Here is an 18,645-nt window from a genome sequence, read left to right as displayed (position 1 = left end):
CGACGGGCCGCCGGGGGCCCTGAGGCACCTGTAGCCCCGAGAGCCACAGCCTTGACCTGCTTACCCTGCGCGGCCGGAGCGGTTGCGGGCGCAGGCCTGGCCGGCTTGGTCCCGTACCCCTGCGGCACCGCGCGGGGGACGCGCACGGGGCGTGCGCCGCGGCTGGGCGCGGCGCGTCGGACGTCTGTCTCACTCCTCGTCAACTGCCTCACGGATCCTCTCTGCCGCCCGACACCGGGCGGAGGCCGCCCGCGGGTTGCGGGCCACCTCCTCTTCGCTCGGAAGCTCGGCTCCCCTTGTCAGGAGCGCGAACCGCGGCTGGTGAGCCGGCAGCGGGACGGGGAGGCCGACAGGGCCGGTGTCCCTGGTCCGCGCGGTGATGACCTGCTTCGTCAACCGGTCCTCAAGGGAGTGGTACGCGAGCACGACGACGCGCCCGCCCAGCGTCAATGCGTCGAGCGCGGCCGGGAGCGCGCGTTCCAGTGCTGTCAACTCCGCGTTCACCTCGATCCGCAACGCCTGGAAAGTCCTTTTGGCGGGGTTGCCCCCGGTCCTGCGGGTAGCGGCCGGGATCGCCGTTCTGACGATCTCCGCAAGCCGCTTGGTAGACGTTATGGCCTCTCTGGCCCTTTCCTTGATGATTAAGTGCGCGACACGCGGGGCGAATCGTTCTTCTCCGTAATCCCGCAGGATCCGGATCAGCTCGGCGGCCGGGTAGGTGTTGACCACGACCTCGGCCGTCAGCTCCTCGTCGCGGTCCATCCGCATGTCCAGCGGCGCGTCGTAGGAGTAGGCGAAACCGCGTTCGGCCTCGTCCAGCTGCGGGGAGGAGACGCCCAGGTCGAACAGCGCGGCGTCGACGCGGGGACGGCCCAGCTCGGCCAGCACCTCGGGAAGCTCGTCGGAGACCGCGCGGACCAGCGTGATCCGCTCGGCGTACGGGGCGAGCCTGGTGGTGGAGCGCTCGATGGCGGTGGGGTCGCGGTCGATCCCGATCAGGTGGAGCGAGGGGTGCGCGGCCAGCAGGGCCTCGGCGTGACCGCCGAGGCCGAGGTTGGCGTCGACGAGCACGGGGGCGGGGCGGGCCAGCGCCGGAGCGAGCAACTCCAGCACCCGGTCGAGCATGACGGGGACGTGACCCCCGGCCGTCTGGAGATCATGGTTGTGGTTCTCGGCGCGCATGAAGCGCAACCCCCCTCTTTCCCGCCTCGTCCCGTGGACGCGCGGCGGACGCTCACCGGTGTCTTGAAAACAGGCCCCCACCCCCGGGGCCGTCCGGCCAGGTCCCCATCCGCACCCGCGTGTCCACCCGTCACCTGACACCGGGGAAGGTGCATCAGCTGACGGACAGGTGGTTGCGGGTGGAGACCTCGCCGAACGACGTTTTACCGATGAGTCGACCGTGGAATCACAGAATCCCTGGCAGCACCTCCTCCGACAGATCGGCGAAAGCCTGCTCTTGGTCGGCCAGATAGGCGCTCCAGGCGTCCGCGGCCCAGATCTCCAACCGGGTGTTGGCTCCGATGACCACGCAGTCGCGGCGCAGGCTGGCGTACTCGCGCAGAGGTTGCGGAACGGTGATCCGGCCCTGCTTGTCGGCGACCTCGTCGGATGCGCTGGCGAAGAGGACGCGGCTGTAGTCGCGGACCGCCTTGGCGGTCACCGGCGCAGTGCGCAGAGCCTCGGTTATGCGCTGAAACTCCTCTACGGGAAAGACGTAGAGGCAGCGCTCCTGGCCTTTGGTGATCACCAGACCCTCCGCCAGCTCCTCGCGGTACTTCGCCGGCAGGAACAGCCGTCCCTTGTCATCAAGACGTGGGTGGTGGGTGCCGAGGAACACCGGCCTCACCTCCCGTGCCCAGCGGAGCGCCAGGCGTCGCCGCCCTGCCCTCCACTGCGCACCACCATACTCCACTTCTCTCCACCGTCAACTGATTCCACGCCTCTTCACGACGGGTTTCGCCGACATTTCCCCAGTTCAAATGGGGTGGTGCGGAGTGGAGGGGGTAAGCGGCCCCTCGTACGCCACGGGCGTGTCGGGTAAGGCCGCCGAATAGGCTATGGATCATGAAATAAGTCGGATCGCGGCGAAGAATGATGGAAGGCGGGGATCCCCGCACCGTTCCGGAATCGGCGCGCCCCGGCACGTGGTCGCGACCACCGCGTCGCCCGCTATGACCGTTTACCCGGAATCAGCCCTGATGACCGCATAAAGTCGCCGTGGGAACGTATGGCGCCGTAGTGTCGGAAGGCAGAATGAGTTACGGGATCGCAAAGATTCCGCAACGGTAACCCCTCGGCGCACAACCGCCGCACCCTCATGGAGGCCTGGTGGCAGTAACACATGACGTCTCACCACAGCTCGATGATCTTGTGGTCACCGCGCACCGGATTCGTGAGTCGATCGAATCGGTGATCGAGGGCAAGAGCGACGTCGTCCGCCTGACCTTGACCGTACTACTCGCCGAGGGACACCTCCTCATCGAGGACGTGCCCGGAGTCGGCAAGACCATGCTCGCCAAGGCGCTGGCGCGGTCCATCGACTGCCCGGTGCGCCGCGTGCAGTTCACCCCCGACCTGCTACCGAGCGACATCACCGGGGTGAGCGCCTACAACCAGCAGACCAGGGAGTTCGAGTTCAAGCCCGGCCCGGTCTTCGCCAACATCGTGGTCGGTGACGAGATCAACCGGGCCTCGCCGAAGACCCAGTCGGCGCTGCTGGAGTGCATGGAGGAGCACCAGGTCACCGTCGACGGCGCGACCTACCGCCTGGACTCCCCCTTCATGGTGATCGCGACACAGAACCCGATCGAGATGGAGGGCACCTATCCCCTTCCCGAGGCACAGCGCGACCGGTTCACCGCCCGGATCGCGATGGGCTACCCCGCCCCCTCCGCGGAGCTGGAGATGCTCGACGTGCACGGCGCGGCCTCCCCGCTGGACAAGCTGGAGCCGGTGGCCACCACCGAGCAGGTGAAGGCCCTGATCGAGGCGGTGCGCGGGGTCTACGTCTCCCAGCCGATCAAGAAATACGCGATCGACCTGGTGACCGCCACCCGTCAGTCCCCCGACCTGAGGCTGGGCGCCTCCCCCCGCTCGACCCTGCAGCTGGTCAGGGCGGCGCGGGCGCACGCCGCACTCGCGGGCCGCGACTACGTCATCCCCGACGACCTTCAGGATTTGTGCGCCCCCGTGCTCGCGCACCGGCTGCTGCCCAGCATCGAGGCCCAGGGGCAGCGCCGCCCGCCCGAGCAGGTGATCGCCGACCTGGTCCGCCGGGTGCCCGTGCCCGAGGCCCAGGCCCGGTGACCTCTGGCCTCAAGGCGCTCACCGCCCGCGGCCGGTCCTTCCTCGCGTCCGGCGTCGCGGCGCTGTTGTGCGCCTTCATCCTCGGCGAGCACGACCTGCTCAGGATCGGCGTGCTGATCGTCTCGCTGCCGCTGCTCGCGGCCCTGGTGGTCGCCCGCACCCGTTACCGGCTGAGCTGCGCCCGGCGCCTGGACCCGCCCAGGACCGAGGTGGGCAGCGAGGCCACCGTGACGCTGCGGCTGGAGAACATCACCCGGCTGCCGACCGGGCTGCTGATGATCGAGGACACCGTTCCCTACGCCCTCGGCGCCCGGCCCAGGTTCGTGCTGGACCGGGTGGAGGCGCAGGGCATCCGGGAGATCGACTACCGGGTCCGCTCCGACCTGCGCGGGCGCTTCACCATCGGGCCGCTCTCCATCCGGATCAGCGACCCCTTCGGCCTGGTCGAGCTGACCAGGTCGTTCACCATCACCGACACGCTCATGGTGACGCCCCAGGTGGTGGCGTTGCCCCATGTGCGCCTGTCCGGTGAGTGGACGGGCGGGGGCGACAGCCGTACGAGAAGCGTCGCGGCCGCGGGAGACGACGACGTCGCGCCACGTGAGTACCGTCAGGGCGACGACCTGCGTCGCGTCCACTGGCGCTCGACCGCCAGGCACGGCGAGCTGATGGTGCGGCGCGAGGAGCAGCAGTGGCAGAGCAGGGGGGCGCTGCTGCTGGACACCCGGCGCTACGCCCACCGGGGCGAGGGCCCGCGCTCGTCGTTCGAGGCGGCGGTCTCGGTCGCGGCCTCCATCGGCGTGCACCTCGCCCACGAGGGTCTCGGCCTGCGCCTGGTCACCGACCAGGGGGCCGAGCAGCTCACCGACAGCGGGCTGAGCCTGTCGCTGCTGGACACCCTGGCCGTCGTGCGGACCAGCACGGCACGGTCACTGGAGTACGGCGTCGGCGCGCTGCGGCAGGGGGGCGGCGACGGCCTGATCGTCGCCGTGCTCGGCAAGATGGACCTCGACCAGGCCCAGGAGCTGGCCAGGGCCAGGCACGGCAACGTGACCGGCGTGGCCGTGCTGCTGGACGTCGAGGGCTGGGAGAATCCCGAACTGGGCGAGGACGAGGAGTTCCGGGCGGTGCGCTCGGTGCTCACGGGAACGGGCTGGCGCGTGGTGGGGCTGCCCGCCGGCACCTCCGTCGCGAGCGTCTGGCAGGACGTCGCGCAACGCGGACGATTCGCGGCCGGCAGGAGTGGCTCATGAGACTTTCCATCGCGTCGGGCGTGGCCACGGGAGCGGTCGCGCTCGCGCTCTACCCGCTCTTCCAGGGCGGTGCCTGGTTCTGGTCGAGCCTGGGCGCCATCCTGGTCGTGACCGGGGTCGGCATGCTGGCCGGTCACTACACGCTGCCCGGCTGGCTGGCGCCGCCCGTGCAGGTGCTCGCGGTGTTGCTCTATCTCACGGCGGTGTTCGCCGGGGACGAGGCGTGGGCGAGGGTGTTTCCCACCTGGGACTCGCTCGACAGGCTGGACGAGTTGCTGACGACGGGCTTCGCCGACATCCAGCGGTTCGCCGCCCCCGTGCCCGACAACGCCGGCATCGTCCTGCTCACCTGCGGCGGTGTCGGCCTGATCGCCGTCCTGGTGGACCTGCTCGCCGCGCGGCTGCGCAGGGCGGCGCTCACCGGGCTGCCGCTGCTGGCGCTGTTCACGGTCCCGGCCGCGGTGATCGTCGAGCCGATCAGCTGGCCGGCGTTCATCATCGGCGCCTTGGGCTACCTGGGGATCCTCGTCGCCGACGGGCGGGAACGGGTCGGCCAATGGGGCCGCGCGGTGCTGGTGCGCCGCACGTCGTCCTTCACCGCCACCCGGCCGAACCCCGCCGACACCGGGCCGCTGCGGCTCTCCGGCAGGCGCATCGGCTTCACCGCGATCGCGCTCGCCGTCCTGCTGCCAGCGCTGCTGCCCACCCTTGAGCCCGACCCGCTGTTCAATTTCGGCGTGGGCAACGGCAGAGGCGGCGGCGGCAACTCGATCAGCATCCCGAACCCCATGGTCAACCTGCGCGGCCAGCTGTCGCTGCCGGAGAACTCCACCGTCCTGACCTACCAGGCCAGCGACAGCACGCCGCGCTACCTGAGGATGTACTCGCTCGACGTCTTCGACGGCGAGCAGTGGACGATGTCGGAGCCCAGGGGCCGCCCCGAGGACCGGACCTCCGAGGCACCGATGCCACCGCCTCCCGGCCAGGGCGCGAACGTGCCCGTCACGCCCGCGACCGTCACCGTCACGGTGAGCCCGCAGGTCAGGAGACTGAGCTTCCTCCCCCTGCCCTACCCGGTGTCCAGGGTCACGGTGGCGGGCGACTGGCGTCCCGACCGCGACACGCTCATGGTCTTCTCCACGCGGAACACCGCGGGGGGCCTCACCTACCAGGCCCTCACCGCCGAGCCCGAGGCCACGGCGGACAGGCTCAAGGCGGCGCCCTCGCCCGCCACGGCGATCAGGGACCGATACCTAACGCTGCCGGAAAACCTGCCCGAGGAGATCAGGCAGCTCGCCCTCAGCGAGACCAAGCAGGACGCAAGCCCGTACGAGCAGGCGATCCAGCTGCAGGAGTTCTTCACCAAGACCGGCGGGTTCACCTACAGTCTGGCCACCCAGGGGCACGACGGCCCGGCGCTGACGGACTTCCTGATCCGCAACAGGACCGGCTACTGCGAGCAGTTCGCCGCGTCCATGGCGGTGCTGGCGCGCGTCCTGGGCATCCCCTCCAGGGTCGCCATCGGTTACACCGGGGGCAGCGTCACCTCCGAGGGGTGGCAGGTGCGCACCCATGACTCGCACGCCTGGCCCGAGCTGTACTTCGAGGGCGTCGGGTGGCTCCGCTTCGAGCCCACCCCGGCGGGCGGAGCGGGTCAGGGCAGCGCGACGGTGCCGTCCTACACCCGCCCCGAGGTGGCGCCGGCCACCTCCGACGAGCCGAGCGCGGCACCGTCGTCGGCCCCCGACGACTCCGACTCGCCCACCGGCGCGGCGGACGACCGCCGCCGCGAGCAACTCGACCGGGACTCCGGCGGCGCGCTGATCCCGGTGGACGAGGGAATGCCGCCGGCTGCGAAGATCGGCATCGGGGTCGCGATCGCGCTTCTGGTCGCGCTGATCCCCGCGCTGATCCGCTGGCAGCTGCGGGCCCGCCGAGGCAGGTCCTACTCACGGCCGGTGAGGGGTCCCGGGGGCGAGGGTTCGGCCGTCCCCGATCCCACCGCCGTCGCGCCCGCCGCGGTCAGGGAGATCCGCTGGGAGCCGGCGGTGACGGCCGCGTGGGCCGAACTCGACGACGCCCTGTGCGACTACGGGATGTCGCGGCAGGTGAGCGAGAGTCCGCGCGCGCTGGCCAGGCGGCTGGCCGAGCAGTACGTGTTCGAGCCGGAGGCCGCCGCCGCGCTGGCGAGGATCGCCGCGGCGGTGGAGCGGATGCTCTACGCCAGAACGCCGGGCGAGATCGGCACCCTGCGCGAGGACATGCGCACCGTGCGGCGGGCGCTGGCGGCCACCGTGACCCGTGGCAGGCGGATCAGGGCGGTGCTGCTACCGCCCTCCACGCTCCTGCGGGCGCGGGCGATGGGCGGGCGGGTGCTGGACGGTTTCGACCGGCTGGAGAACATCCGGCTGCGCCGACCGGCCAGGAAGGGCGCCTGAGCCCTCCGGTGATCGGGGCGCGACATCGCGCTCCGATCACCGGGCCGCCGCTGCCGGCACTGTTCACGGTCCCGGCCGCGGTGATCGTCGAGCCGGTCGGCCGACCGGCGTTCATCATCGGCGCTCCGGGCTACCCGGGGATCCTCGTCGCCGACGGACGGCGAGGCAGGAGCCGCCGGGGCACGCGAGAGGGACCCGGGGGACGACACCGTGCGACACAGCGGACGAGGCGATGGACGACGCGCTGAACGACACAGGGGGTGACGTGGGCCCTCCCATGCGGGAGTGACCCTCGTCGGCGTGGAGAGATCGTCGGGGGGATTCTCCGGGGAAGGTGACGCCCCCCGCCGGGCTAGCGCTCGTCGTTGCGACGGCGCCAGCGCTCCTCCATACGTTCCATGAAGCTCTGGCGGGAGCCGCCGGGACGGCGCCCCCCCTTGCCTCGCGGCTGATCGGGCGACGTGGCCGCGTTGGCCTCACCGAACCCGTTCATCCGCTTCCAGCTGGACAGACCCCACAGACACGCGGCGAGCATGACCACGAAACCGCCGACGCCGAGCGGGATGTTGATGATCACAACGCCGACCATCAGCAGGACGACACCCAGGATGAAGCCGATGGAGGCTTTCACCAGGCGGCGCCTGTAATGGCTGCGGGGATCACTGATCCTGACGGTATTGGCCCACTTCGGGTCCTCGGCGTAGAGGGCCTGCTCGATCTGGTCGAGCAAGCGCTGCTCGTGCTCAGAGAGCGGCACGGCGCCTCCCAAGGACAGCCCCAGGACGGGGAAGACGGTGACGGACGACACGGGGTGTCCGAACCTCGCGGTCGGTTATCCCCAGAATACGAGGCTGTAGACGTAGACGAAAGAAAACGTCCAACGTAGTCCAAACCGGAGGCCGCGTCATGGGTCTATTCCATCAAACGGCGGGCGAACAAGGGAGGCCGGGAGGACGGCATCGCGACCGAATCTGCGGGCCGCCCTGTCCATCGCCCGCTCGGCCTCCCGCCAGCCCGTCTCGCGCTCTCCGAGCCCGAGCTGCCGGGTCGCCCCGGCGGCCGGGCCGAGGTTCTCCACCCGCACGCCGACCAGTCTCAGCCTGGTGTTCTCCAGGCCGGAGGCGGCGTAGAGGGCGCAGGCGACCTCGTACAGGACCTTGGCGACGTCGGTGGGCTCTCGCAGGCTCCTGGACCGGGAAAGGGTGGTGAAGTCGGCGCGGCGGAGCTTGACGCTGATCGTGCGGCCGACGCTGCCGCCCTCCCTGAGCCTGGCGGCGACCCGCTCGGAGAGCCGGAGCAGCTCCCTGCGGATCTCCACGGGATCGGCGATGTCTGTGGCGAAGGTCTCTTCCGCGCCGATGCTCTTGTCGGGGACGTACGGGGTCACCGGGCGTTCGTCGCGCCCCCAGGCGAGCGCCGCCAGGTGCGCGCCGGCCGCCTGGCCCAGATCCCGCTGGAGCGTCTCCACAGGGACCCTGGCGAGGTCGCCGACGGTCTTGATGCCGAGGCGGGCCAGTGACCGCTCGGTGCGCTCCCCGACGCCCCACAGCGCCGCCACGGGCAGCGGGTGCAGGAAGTCGACCACCCTGTCGGCGGGCACCACGAACAGGCCGTCGGGCTTGCAGTGCCGCGAGGCGAGCTTCGCCACGAACTTGCTGCCGGCGACCCCGACGGAACAGGTGACGCCCTGCTCTCGCACGACCTGCTCGCGGATCATCCCGGCGATCGCCGCCGGCGGGCCGAGACGCTTGCGGGCCCCGCCGACGTCGAGGAACGCCTCGTCGGAGGCGATCGGCTCGACCTCGGGGGTGTAGGTGTGGAAGATCTCCATGACGCGCCGGGAGACCTCCGCGTATTTGCCCCGGCTCGGCGGGATGATCACCGCTTGGGGGCAGAGCCGTCGGGCCCGGGTCATGGGCATGGCCGAGTGCACCCCGAATCTCCGGGCCTCGTAGGTGGCGCTGAGCACCACCCCGCGCGCCCCGGGCGCGCCGATGATGACGGGAGAACCCCGGAGCTCGGGACGGTCACGCAGCTCGACACCCGCGTAGAAGGCGTCCATGTCGACGTGGAGGATCGGGCAGCCGCTGTCGTCCGTCCCCAGATCGGAACCCGGACGCGGCATCTGCTGCTTTCTCGACACCCCGCCATCCTACGGGAACACGCGTTCGATGTGGTGTTCACCGGTGGCCAAGCATGTGCAGTTGGGTGGCGATGTCGCGGAGCACCGGGTGCGCCGCCGCCGCCTGCTCCAGGGCGACCAGGGCGCGGGCGGCTCCGGGCTCGCCGTCGAGCAGCCTGCTGGGCACCAGGTCGGTGAAGATCCGCACGCCGTGCGCCTCGCCGGGCGTGAAACCCGCCGCGGCGAGAAGCCGCTCCAGCGCCTCTCGGGTGAAGCGCCTGGGCGTGGGGTCGCGGTCGCCCCAGCGGCCCTGGGGGTCGTCCAGGACCTGGAGTGCCTCGTCGAACCTGCCCGCGATGGAGCGGTGGAGTGCGGCGGCGAGCGGGTTGGCGGCGAGCACGCTGATCACGCCGCTCTCGCGCAGCAGGCCGGCCATCGCCCGCACCGCGCCGGTCGGGTCCTCCACGTACTCCAGCACGCTGTGGCAGAGCACCAGGTCGGCCCCGCCACCCGGGAGCAACTCCCCCAGGTCCGCGGCGTCACCCTGCAGGGCGCGCACCTCCACCCCCGCCTCCGCCGCGCGGCGCTCCAGCGCGGCGAGCGAGTCGGGGCTGGGATCGACGACCGTCACGGCGTGCCCCAGGGCGGCCAGGGGAACGGCGAAACCGCCCGTTCCGCCCCCGGCGTCGACGATGTCGAGCCGCTCACGGCCTGTCGCGGCCACCCGCTCGGCCAGCACGGCACTCAGGACGTCCCACACGACCGCTGTGCGGACCGCGGGGGTGCCCGCCTGCCGTGAGATGCCTACGGCGTGCAACTTCAGATCGCCTCCTCGTTCGGTGACGAGCCCAGCCTACGCGGCGCGCCCCCCGGTGCGGCCCAAGGAGTATCCATACTCGTACTTGATCGAGTCTTTTTCCCGGCTCGGACGGATCCCATGGGCAAGCCGGGAGAAAAGGGGACACCCTGGACAGGGGTACGCCGGGGCAGGGAGACCCGGAGATCCGGGCCCCCGCGGGGCGACCGGCGAGGTGTCTGCTGCCCCTGAGCGGGTTTCCCTCGGCCGGGACGGTTGTTCCCCGCCGAGGTTTTCCCGGTCGACGCCCGGCGCGGGACCGCTAGAGCGCCAGGGACGGCTTGAGCTGCTTGAAACGGGCCATCAGCCCGTTGACGAACTGCGGCGACTCGTCGGTCGACAGCTCGGAGGCCAGGCTGACCCACTCGCTGATGACGACGCCCTCGGGAACGTCGGGCATCCACAGCAGCTCGTAGGTGCCGCCGCGCAGGAGGTTGCGGTCGACCGCGGGCATGCGGTCGAGCGTCCAGCCCTCGGAGTAGGTGGTGATCAGCTCGTCGATGCGCGACCGGTGCCTGCACACGCCCTCGACGATCGTCGTGGTGTATTCGTTCACGGGCGGCTCGGCCCGCTCCAGGCGCTCGGCGAGGACGCTCAGCGGGTCCTGGCCACGCGCCTCGGCCTCGAAGAGGATGTCGAGCGCGCGCCTGCGCGCCTTACCTCGTGCCGACATCAGGCGCGGCCGAGATAATCGCCGGTGCGGGTGTCTACCTTGACCTTCTCACCGGTGGTGATGAAGAGCGGCACCTTGATCTCGGCGCCGGTCTCCAGCGTGGCGGGCTTGGTGCCGCCGGTGGAGCGGTCGCCCTGGAGGCCGGGCTCGGTCTCGGCGACGAGCAGCTCGACGGCCGCGGGCAGGTCGACGTAGAGGACGTTGCCCTCGTTGATCGCCACGGTGGCCAGCATGTTCTCCAGCAGGTAGTTGGCCGAGTCGCCGACCGCCGTCCTGGAGACGTGGAGCATGTCGTAGGTCTCGGTGTCCATGAAGACGTAGTCGTCGCCGTCCATGTAGGAGAACTGCATCTCGCGCTTGTCGACGTTGGCCACCTCGACCTTCACGCCCGCGTTGAAGGTCTTGTCGACGACCTTGCCCGATAGCACGTTCTTGAGCTTGGTGCGGACGAACGCGCCGCCCTTGCCGGGCTTGACGTGCTGGAACTCCACGACGGCCCAGAGCTCACCGCCGTCGAGCTTGAGCACCAGGCCGTTCTTGAGGTCGTTCGTCGTCGCCACTAGTCTCTCCTGCGTACGGCCGCTCTTAAAGGACGAGCAGCTCTTTGGTCGTCCGTGTGAGAAGTTCCGGTCCGCCATCGCGCACCACGAGCGTGTCCTCGATGCGGACACCGCCCCTGCCGGGAAGGTAAACCCCTGGCTCGACGGTCACCGGAACTCGATCCTCTAGTCTAGCGTGCTCATGGTCGCGCTCCGGCTCTCTCGAAGATCGTTCCGGCTTCGGAGAACCTTCCCGCTCTCCCCGGGAGTCCTGCGGGTTCTCGGGTCTCGCCGGCGAGAGGAACGGGGCCTCGTGGATCTGCAGCCCGACGCCGTGGCCGAGGCCGTGCTTGAAGAACTCCCCGTAGCCCGCCTCCCCGATCAGGTCGCGGGCCGCGGCGTCCACCTCGTGGAGCGCAGCGCCGACCCGCGCGGCCAGGCTCCCGGCCCGCTGGGCGGCGCGGACCAGGTCGTACAGCTCGCGCTGCCATCCCGCGGGCTCGCCGATCGCCACGGTCCTGGTCATGTCCGCGTGGTAGCCCCGGTACAGCGCCCCGAAGTCCATGGTGACCAGGTCGCCGCGCTCCAGCGGCCGGCCCGAGGGCGAGTGGTGCGGGATCGCGCCGTTGGGCCCGCTCGCGACGATCGAGTCGAAGGCGAGCCCGTCCGCGCCCAGTTCCACCATCCGGCGCTCCAGTGCCCTGGCGACCTCCTTCTCGGTCAGTCCGGGACGCAAGCCGGGCACGACCTCGTCGAAGGCCCTGCCGGTGAGCTCGCACGCGGTGCGGATGAGGTCGATCTCGGCGTCGTCCTTGACCGTGCGCACCGACTCCACGAGCCCGGACAGACGCGGCAGTCCTCCACCCAGCCGGAAGTAGTCGGCGACGGACATGTGGTCGGCCTCGATGCCGGTCCGGCCGTTCTCCGGCAGCAGGGCCCCGGCGACGTCGGACGCCTCGATCACCTCCACGTCGGCGCAGACGCGCCGGGCGGCCTCGATGTAGCGGGAGTCGGTGGCCAGGGTGGCGTCGGCGTCGGCCCCGACCAGGACTGCCGCGTTGGAGCTGGCCAGGCCGGTCAGGTAGCGCACGTTCACGACGCTGGTGACCAGGATCGCGTCCGCTCGGTGAGCGGGCAGCAGGGCCGCGAGGCTCGCGCGGCGCCGGGCGTGGGTGGCGGTCATGGTAGGCATGCTATTAACCGATTTGACCAATTTTAACCGATGCCGTCACCTTAATCCTGCGACCCTGCGCTCACCGGGCCGGCGGTCAGGAGGCGAGCTCCCTCACCCTCTCGATGAGCCGGACGCGCTCCTCGTGGGTGCCCGCGAGCGGGGCGACGTTGACGGTCGTGACACCCGACTCGCGCATCGCCTGCAGGCGCTCGCGGACGTGCCCCTCCGAGCCGATCAGGGACGTCCTCTCCAGCAGCTCGTGCGGTACGAGCGCGGCGGCCTCGTCCTTCCTGCCCTCCAGGTAGAGGTTCTGGATCTGCTCGGCCTCCTTCTCGTAGCCGTACCTGCGGGCGAGGTCGTTGTAGAAGTTCCTGCCCTTGGCGCCCATACCGCCGATGTAGAGCGCGGCCATCGGGCGGCCCAGCTCCAGCCAGCCGGAGACGTCGTCGCCGATGGCGAGCGGGGCCTGGGCGATCACGTCCAGCTCGCCCAGCGCCGGATCCCGCCTCGCCCCGCCCGCCGCCAGGGAGGCACCCCACACGTCGGCGGCCTTCTCCGGCACGTAGAAGATCGGCTCCCAGCCCTCGGCGAGCTCGGCGGCGAGCTCGACGTTCTTGGGACCGATGGCGGCGATCACGACGGGGATGCGCTCGCGGACCGGGTGGTTGATGAGCTTCAGCGGCTTGCCCAGCCCCGTTCCCTGGTCCGCGGGGAGCGGGACGGTGTAGTGCCTGCCCTCGTAGGTCAGGCGCTCGCGCCGCCAGACCTGACGGCAGATCTCGACGACCTCGCGGGTACGGCCGAGCGGCGCGGTGTAGGGAACACCGTGGAAGCCCTCGACGACCTGGGGGCCCGAGGCTCCCAGTCCGAGGGTGAAGCGGCCGTCGGAGACGTAGTCCAGGCCCGCGGCGGTCATGGCCAGCAGGGCGGGGGTGCGGGAGTAGACGGGCAGGATGCCGGAGGCGATCTGCAGCCTCTCGGTCCTGGCGGCGATGTAGCCCAGCTGACTGACCGCGTCGAAGCTGTACGCCTCGGCGACGAAGACGATGTCGAGCCCGGCCTTCTCGTAGTCGGCCAGCTCGGCCACCGTCTCCTTGAAGCCCCCCGAGTAGTTCAGGGCCATACCGATGCGCATCGTGAGATCGTCCTTCCGCGGTGCCGACAAAACCGAATGTTATTCCGTCGCCTCGTCGGCAAAGGCTATCGACTCACCGCCGAAGCACCAAGCCCCGCGCCGCCGCCATCGGGCCGGTAGCCTACGCATTCCGGGGTAGGGGACCCCGGAGGTGGGGGCGGGTCACCACCACAGAGCGGACGAGGAGCGGTGTGCTGAGGCAGTCGATCGTCGTGGCGGCGGCAGCGCTCGCCCTCACGCTCGGAGGGCACCGGCTCCTGCCGGAGCTGGGCGGTTTCACGCCCGTGCTGGAGAGCCTGCTCCCCTGGCTCGGGGTGGCCGTGCCGATCCTGCTGATCTGCGCGCTGGCCACCCGTTCGTGGCAGGTGATCGTCGCCGCACTGGTCCCGGCGACCGTGTGGGGCCTCATGTTCGGCCCGGCGCTGCTGCGCAGCCCGCCCGGCGGACCCAGCGACCTCTCGGTCGCCACCCTCAACGTCGGCGCGACCAACGCCGCCTCCGCCGAGGCCATGCGATCCGTCTCCAAGGGCCGCGACCTGGTCGCGGTGCAGGAACTGACCGCCGGCGGCCCCGCGGCGAAGTTCCTCAACGACCACTTCCCCCACCGCTACCGGATCGCCACGGTCGGCCTGTGGAGCCGGTTCCCGATCGCCGAGGCACGCAAGGCCGACATCGGCCTCGACTGGGCGCGGGCACTGCGCGCGGTGGTCGTCACTCCCAAGGGCAGGGTGACCGTGTACGTCATGCACCTCGCCTCCGCCCGCCCGGGACAGACCGCCCAGCGCGACGAGACCCTCGCCCACGCCCGCAGGATGATCGACAGGGACGACAGCGAGCACCTGCTGCTCCTCGGCGACCTCAACACCGCCACCACCGACCGCAAGCGTTCCGGCCTGGTGCCGCCGCTGTCGGACGCCCAGCAGGAGGCCGGTACCGGATTCGGCTTCACCTGGCCCGCGTCCTTCCCCGTCACCCGCCCCGACCACATCCTGTACCGCGGCATGATCGCCACCAGCGCCGGCGTCGAGCGTGCCGCGGGCAGCGACCACCGCGCCGCCGTCGCCTCCCTGCGCCTGGCCGCCTAAAGACCCGGCGCCCTTGGGCGGGCACGGAGGGCGGACAGGTCGGCCGGGGTGTCGATGTCGGCGGGGTCGGCGACGTCGTCGCAGGGGACCGCGACGACCAGTTCCGGATGGGCCCTCAGGAACGGGCGGGCGCCCGCGTCCCCGGTCGCGAGCCTGGCGACCTCCTCGAAGTGCTCCCTCGCGATCAACACCGGGTTCCTCCGCGCGCCGCCGTAGGTGGCGACGGCGACCGAGGCGCCCCGCCGCGCGGCCTCGATGAGCCGCTCCACCGCCCGCGGGCCGACGAACGGCTGGTCCACCAGGGCGATCACCACGTACTCGGCGACGTCCGGGATCGCGTTCAGTCCGGCCCTGAGCGAGGAGCCCATCCCCGAGCTCCACTCCGGGTTGTGGACGGTCACCGCTCCCCCTATCCGCACGGTGGCCGCGCCGAGCACCACGACCACGGGACGGCAGCCGCCGTCGTGGAGGGCCCTCACCCCGCGATCCACCAGCCGCTCCCCGTGGAAGTCCACCAGCGCCTTGGGAGTGCCGAGCCGCGAGCCGGATCCGGCGGCGAGCAGCAGTCCCGCGCTCGCCGCACGCCCACCGATCTCCGCTGCGCTCACCCGCCGGGTCCCTCGCCGTGGATCCTGCCGGAACCGTCGGTCAGCGGCCGGCCAGAGCCGCCCCAGCGCAGCTGGATCAGCTCCGCGGCGATCGAGATCGCCGTCTCCTCCGGCGTGCGCGCGCCCAGGTCCAGCCCGATCGGCGAGCGGAGCCTCTTCAGCTCGGCCTCTCCCATCCCCGCCTGCGCCAGCCGGGCCAGCCGGTCCTCGTGCGTACGGCGCGAGCCCATCGCGCCGACGTAGCCCGCCGGGGTGCGCAGCGCGACCTCGAGCAGGGGAACGTCGAACTTGGGATCGTGGGTGAGCACGCAGATCGCGGTCCGCTCGTCCACGACGGTCGAGGTGAGATAGTCGTGCGGCCACTTCACGACCACCTCGTCCGCCTCGGGGAAGCGCTTGGCCGTGGCGAACACCGGCCGGGCGTCGCACACGACCACGTGGTAGCCGAGGAACTTGCCGACCCTCGCGACCGCGGCGGCGAAGTCGATCGCGCCGAAGACCAGCATCCTGGGCGGCGGCGCGAAGGACTGGACGAAGACCGACAGCTCGTCGAGCCGTCGCTCCCCCTTCGCCCCGTACCTGCGGATGCCCGTCAGTCCCTGCGCGAGCATCCCCCTGACGTCGTCGTCCACCGCGTCGTCCAGCCGGGTCACCCCCAGGGAGCCTGAGGAGCGGTCAGGCCAGATGACCCGGCGGGTGCCGATCGCGCCCGGCCCCGACAGAACGGTCACCACCGCCACCGGCTCACGCCGCAGTACCGAGGCGGCGACCTCCCCCAGCTCGGGGAAGGTCTCCCTGGAGACGGGCTCGACGAAGATGTCCAGGATGCCGCCGCAGGTCAGGCCGACGGAGAAGGCGTCGTCGTCGCTCACCCCGTACCGCTGCAGGACGGGCGCGCCCGAGGAGACCACCTCCCTGGACAGCTCGTAGACGGCGCCCTCGACACAGCCGCCGGAGACGCTGCCCTCGGCCTCGTCGCCGAGCACCGCCATGGACGCCCCAGGTGGCCGGGGCGCGCTGCGGAAGGTGTTGACCACGGTGGCCAGGCCGAACGTCTCTCCCGCCTCCCACCATCGCAGGATCTGTGACAGAACGTCACGCATGCGTACCTCCAAGCAGCGTCGCCAGTTCCTCGAACGCGGCCAGGCTGTGCCCGGCCACGAAGTCGTCGATGTGGGGAAGCGCGGCCCGCATCCCGGCGGTGAGCGGCCGGTAGCCCTCCCTGCCCTTGTGCGGGTTCACCCAGATCACCCGGTGGGCCGTACGGGACAGCCTGGCCATCTCCGCTCCCAGCAGCGAGACGTCGCCGCGTTCCCAGCCGTCGGAGGCGATCACCACCACCGCCCCCGCCGCGTCGTTCAGCGCCAGGAGGCGCCGCAGCTCCTCCCCCAGACGGGTGCCGCCGCTCCAGTCGGGAACGGCGCGGGAGACGGCGTTCATCGCGGTCTCCGGGTCGCGGTGGCGAAGCTCGGCGGTGAGCCTGGTCAGCCGGGTGCCGGCGCTGAACACCTCGGTGGCACCCGGCTCCGACCTGACCAGCGCGTGGGCGAGGCGGAGCAGCGTGTCCGCGTACGGGGTCATGGAGCCGCTCACGTCGACCAGCAGCACGACCCTGCGCGGCCTGGTCCGGTGCGCGCGGTAGCGGAGCCCGGCGATCTCCCCTCCTCTGCGCAGGGTCTCCCGGACGGTCGCCGGGCCGTCCAGCCGCCCTCGGCGCGAGGGCCGGAAACGCCGTGACGCGCGCCGCTCCCTGCCCACCCGCAGCAGGGCGAGCAGCCGGTGCGCCTCGGCGAGCTCCGCCGCCGTCATCCGGGCCACGTCCCGGGTGCGCAACACCTCCGTCGCGCTCGCGGTCGACGCCAGGGCGGGAGGCTCGCCGCCCTGGCGGTGCTCGGGGCGTACCTCGGGCCTCGCCGCGGTGTGCCGGGTGACGGTGACCGCCTCCGCTCTCGCACGGCCCGCCCGCAGCCCTGCGAAGTAGGCGCGGAAGACCCGGTCGTAGCGGGGCAGGTCCTCGGCCGAGGCGCACAGCGTGACCCTGCCCGCCCAGTAGACGTCGCCGGGCCTGGAGGCGTCCAGGTGGGACAGGGCACGCAGCAGGCCCTGGGTCCGTTCGTGGTCGGCGGACACCCCCGCGGCGCGCAGCGTCCTGGCGAAACCGGTCATGACCGCGACCAGGTCCTCCCCCGCGCCGAGTCCGGAGGGAAGCGCCGCGAGAGGGGCCCCGCCGTCCGGAGCGGCCCGGGTGACGGGAGGAACGCCGGTCGAGGGGAGTCCGGTCGAGGCAGCCCCGGTCGGCGGGATTCCCACCGGGGGAGAGCCTGTCGGCGGAACACCGGTCGCGGGAGACCCGGCCGGGGGAACATCGGTGGCGGGAACACCGGTCGCGGGAGACCCGGTTGTGGGAGACCCGGTCGGGGGAACGCCGTCAGCGCCGGGACGCACCGAGGAATCCCTTCCCGAGCACCGTCTCGTGGTCCTCCCTGTGCTTGAGCAGGGCGCCCAGCGAGGCGGCCGCCAGGTCGGGGTCGAGCTCGCGGGCGCCGAGGGCGAGGAGTGCCTCGGTCCAGTCCAGGGTCTCGGCGATCCCCGGCGGCTTGATCAGATCGGCCTCGCGGAGCCGCCCCGTCGCCGTGGCCACCTGCTCGGCCAGGATCTCCGAGCACTCGGGAAGCCTCCTGCGCAGGATCGCCACCTCCCTGTCGAAGGAGGGGTGGTCCAGCCAGTGGTAGAGACAGCGTCGTTTCAGCGCGTCGTGCACCTCGCGGGTGCGGTTGGAGGTGAGCACGACCACCGGCGGCCGCGCGGCGCGGATCGTACCGAGTTCGGGGACGGAGATCGCGAAGTCCGAGAGCACCTCCAGCAGGATCGCCTCGAACTCCACGTCGGCCCGGTCGACCTCGTCGATGAGCAGCACCGCGGGCTGGGTCTCGATCGCCCTCAGCAGCGGCCTGGCGATCAGGAATCTTCGGTCGTAGACCTCGCCCTCCAGCCGGGCCGCGTCGGTGACGCCCCCTGCGTTGGCCGCCTCGGCCGCCTTCAGGTGCAGGAGCTGGCGGGCGAAGTCCCAGTCGTAGAGCGCCTGGGACGCGTCGAGCCCTTCGTAGCACTGCAGGCGGATCAGTGGCGCGTCGAACACCTCGGCGAGGGTCCTGGCCAGCTCGGTCTTGCCGACTCCCGCCTCGCCTTCGAGCAACAGCGGGCGGCCCATCCGCAGCGCGAGGAAGGTCGCCGTGACGAGCCCTTCGTCTGCCAGGTATGACCGCTCGTCGAGCAGCTCCGCCAACTGCGCGGGCGACTCCACATTGGATGTCTCGATTGTCCGCCTCACCACCACCTCAGGCTACGCCCGTCGGCGGGGTCCCAGCGTGACCACACCGCACCACACCGCGCCCCGGCTCCCGCGTCTGCCCGCCCGGCGGCGGCGTCGCAGGCCCGCATCGTCGCCGGCGG

General features: G+C 71.4%; 17 protein-coding genes. 4 read left to right on the top strand and 13 right to left on the bottom strand.

Translation table 11 applies throughout. The annotated features are described in order from the left end of the window. Window positions 1–189: 189 nt before the first annotated feature. A complete protein-coding gene (gene rsmH, locus ABT352_RS28890; RefSeq protein ID WP_350948093.1) occupies window positions 190–1,182 on the bottom strand; it encodes a 16S rRNA (cytosine(1402)-N(4))-methyltransferase RsmH in 993 nt (330 codons plus the stop codon). 226 nt (window positions 1,183–1,408) lie between these two features. Further along, window positions 1,409–1,840 (bottom strand): division/cell wall cluster transcriptional repressor MraZ, encoded by a 432-nt coding sequence (gene mraZ / locus ABT352_RS28885; protein ID WP_350948149.1) that lies wholly within the window; start codon window positions 1,838–1,840, stop codon window positions 1,409–1,411. Between the two features lie 491 nt (window positions 1,841–2,331). Between mraZ and ABT352_RS28880 the strand changes: the two genes are divergently transcribed. From ABT352_RS28880 to ABT352_RS28870, 3 genes are read left to right on the top strand one after another with little or no spacing between them, the layout of a single operon-like run. Further along, window positions 2,332–3,309, top strand: coding sequence for an AAA family ATPase (locus ABT352_RS28880; protein ID WP_350948092.1), 978 nt, complete (start codon window positions 2,332–2,334; stop codon window positions 3,307–3,309). After that, the gene (locus ABT352_RS28875; protein ID WP_350948091.1) at window positions 3,306–4,562 is read left to right on the top strand and encodes a DUF58 domain-containing protein; all 1,257 of its coding nucleotides are present in this window, start codon (window positions 3,306–3,308) and stop codon (window positions 4,560–4,562) included. Before ABT352_RS28880 ends, ABT352_RS28875 begins: the two co-directional genes overlap by 4 nt. Further along, complete coding sequence (locus ABT352_RS28870) at window positions 4,559–7,000, top strand: transglutaminase TgpA family protein (protein ID WP_350948090.1); 2,442 nt, start codon at window positions 4,559–4,561, stop codon at window positions 6,998–7,000. Before ABT352_RS28875 ends, ABT352_RS28870 begins: the two co-directional genes overlap by 4 nt. A gap of 352 nt (window positions 7,001–7,352) precedes the next feature. Here the strand turns inward: ABT352_RS28870 and ABT352_RS28865 are convergent, their stop codons facing one another. The 7 genes from ABT352_RS28865 to ABT352_RS28835 form a co-directional block, all read right to left on the bottom strand. Then, window positions 7,353–7,757 (bottom strand): SCO2097 family morphological protein, encoded by a 405-nt coding sequence (locus ABT352_RS28865; protein WP_350948148.1) that lies wholly within the window; start codon window positions 7,755–7,757, stop codon window positions 7,353–7,355. 147 nt (window positions 7,758–7,904) lie between these two features. Next, window positions 7,905–9,125: a DNA polymerase IV gene (gene dinB / locus ABT352_RS28860; RefSeq protein ID WP_350948147.1), complete on the bottom strand. Its 1,221-nt coding sequence runs from the start codon at window positions 9,123–9,125 to the stop codon at window positions 7,905–7,907. A 55-nt stretch (window positions 9,126–9,180) separates the two neighbouring features. Further along, a complete protein-coding gene (locus ABT352_RS28855; RefSeq protein WP_350948089.1) occupies window positions 9,181–9,939 on the bottom strand; it encodes a class I SAM-dependent methyltransferase in 759 nt (252 codons plus the stop codon). Window positions 9,940–10,240: 301 nt separating this feature from the next. After that, complete coding sequence (nusB, locus tag ABT352_RS28850; RefSeq protein WP_350948088.1) at window positions 10,241–10,651, bottom strand: transcription antitermination factor NusB; 411 nt, start codon at window positions 10,649–10,651, stop codon at window positions 10,241–10,243. Continuing rightward, window positions 10,651–11,211: an elongation factor P gene (efp, locus tag ABT352_RS28845; RefSeq protein WP_350948087.1), complete on the bottom strand. Its 561-nt coding sequence runs from the start codon at window positions 11,209–11,211 to the stop codon at window positions 10,651–10,653. The genes nusB and efp overlap by 1 nt, the downstream gene beginning before the upstream one ends. Window positions 11,212–11,236: 25 nt before the next feature. Next, on the bottom strand, window positions 11,237–12,373 hold the full coding sequence (locus ABT352_RS28840; protein WP_350948086.1) for a M24 family metallopeptidase: 1,137 nt from the start codon (window positions 12,371–12,373) through the stop codon (window positions 11,237–11,239). Window positions 12,374–12,458: 85 nt separating this feature from the next. After that, a complete protein-coding gene (locus tag ABT352_RS28835; RefSeq protein WP_350948085.1) occupies window positions 12,459–13,499 on the bottom strand; it encodes an LLM class F420-dependent oxidoreductase in 1,041 nt (346 codons plus the stop codon). Window positions 13,500–13,690: 191 nt separating this feature from the next. Between ABT352_RS28835 and ABT352_RS28830 the strand changes: the two genes are divergently transcribed. After that, window positions 13,691–14,584 carry an endonuclease/exonuclease/phosphatase family protein gene (locus ABT352_RS28830; protein ID WP_350948084.1) on the top strand — a complete coding sequence of 298 codons (894 nt, stop codon included), beginning with the start codon at window positions 13,691–13,693 and terminating at the stop codon, window positions 14,582–14,584. Here the strand turns inward: ABT352_RS28830 and ABT352_RS28825 are convergent. From ABT352_RS28825 to ABT352_RS28810, 4 genes are all read right to left on the bottom strand, one after another. Then, the gene (locus tag ABT352_RS28825) at window positions 14,581–15,192 is read right to left on the bottom strand and encodes a nucleotidyltransferase family protein (RefSeq protein WP_350948083.1); all 612 of its coding nucleotides are present in this window, start codon (window positions 15,190–15,192) and stop codon (window positions 14,581–14,583) included. The genes ABT352_RS28830 and ABT352_RS28825 overlap by 4 nt on opposite strands. Next, window positions 15,189–16,295, bottom strand: a complete 1,107-nt coding sequence (locus tag ABT352_RS28820) for an XdhC family protein (protein ID WP_350948082.1) — start codon at window positions 16,293–16,295, stop codon at window positions 15,189–15,191. Before ABT352_RS28820 ends, ABT352_RS28825 begins: the two co-directional genes overlap by 4 nt. After that, entirely contained in the window at window positions 16,288–17,502 is a 1,215-nt protein-coding gene (locus ABT352_RS28815) for a vWA domain-containing protein (protein ID WP_350948081.1), read from the bottom strand. Before ABT352_RS28815 ends, ABT352_RS28820 begins: the two co-directional genes overlap by 8 nt. 118 nt (window positions 17,503–17,620) lie before the next feature. Next, window positions 17,621–18,526: an AAA family ATPase gene (locus ABT352_RS28810; protein ID WP_350948080.1), complete on the bottom strand. Its 906-nt coding sequence runs from the start codon at window positions 18,524–18,526 to the stop codon at window positions 17,621–17,623. Window positions 18,527–18,645: the final 119 nt, after the last annotated feature.

This window comes from Streptosporangium sp. NPDC000563 (assembly GCF_040299985.1).
Taxonomy (GTDB): Bacteria; Actinomycetota; Actinomycetes; order Streptosporangiales; family Streptosporangiaceae; genus Streptosporangium.
Note: the sequence above shows the minus strand (reverse complement) of the source record. Positions and strands in the feature narration are given on the sequence as shown.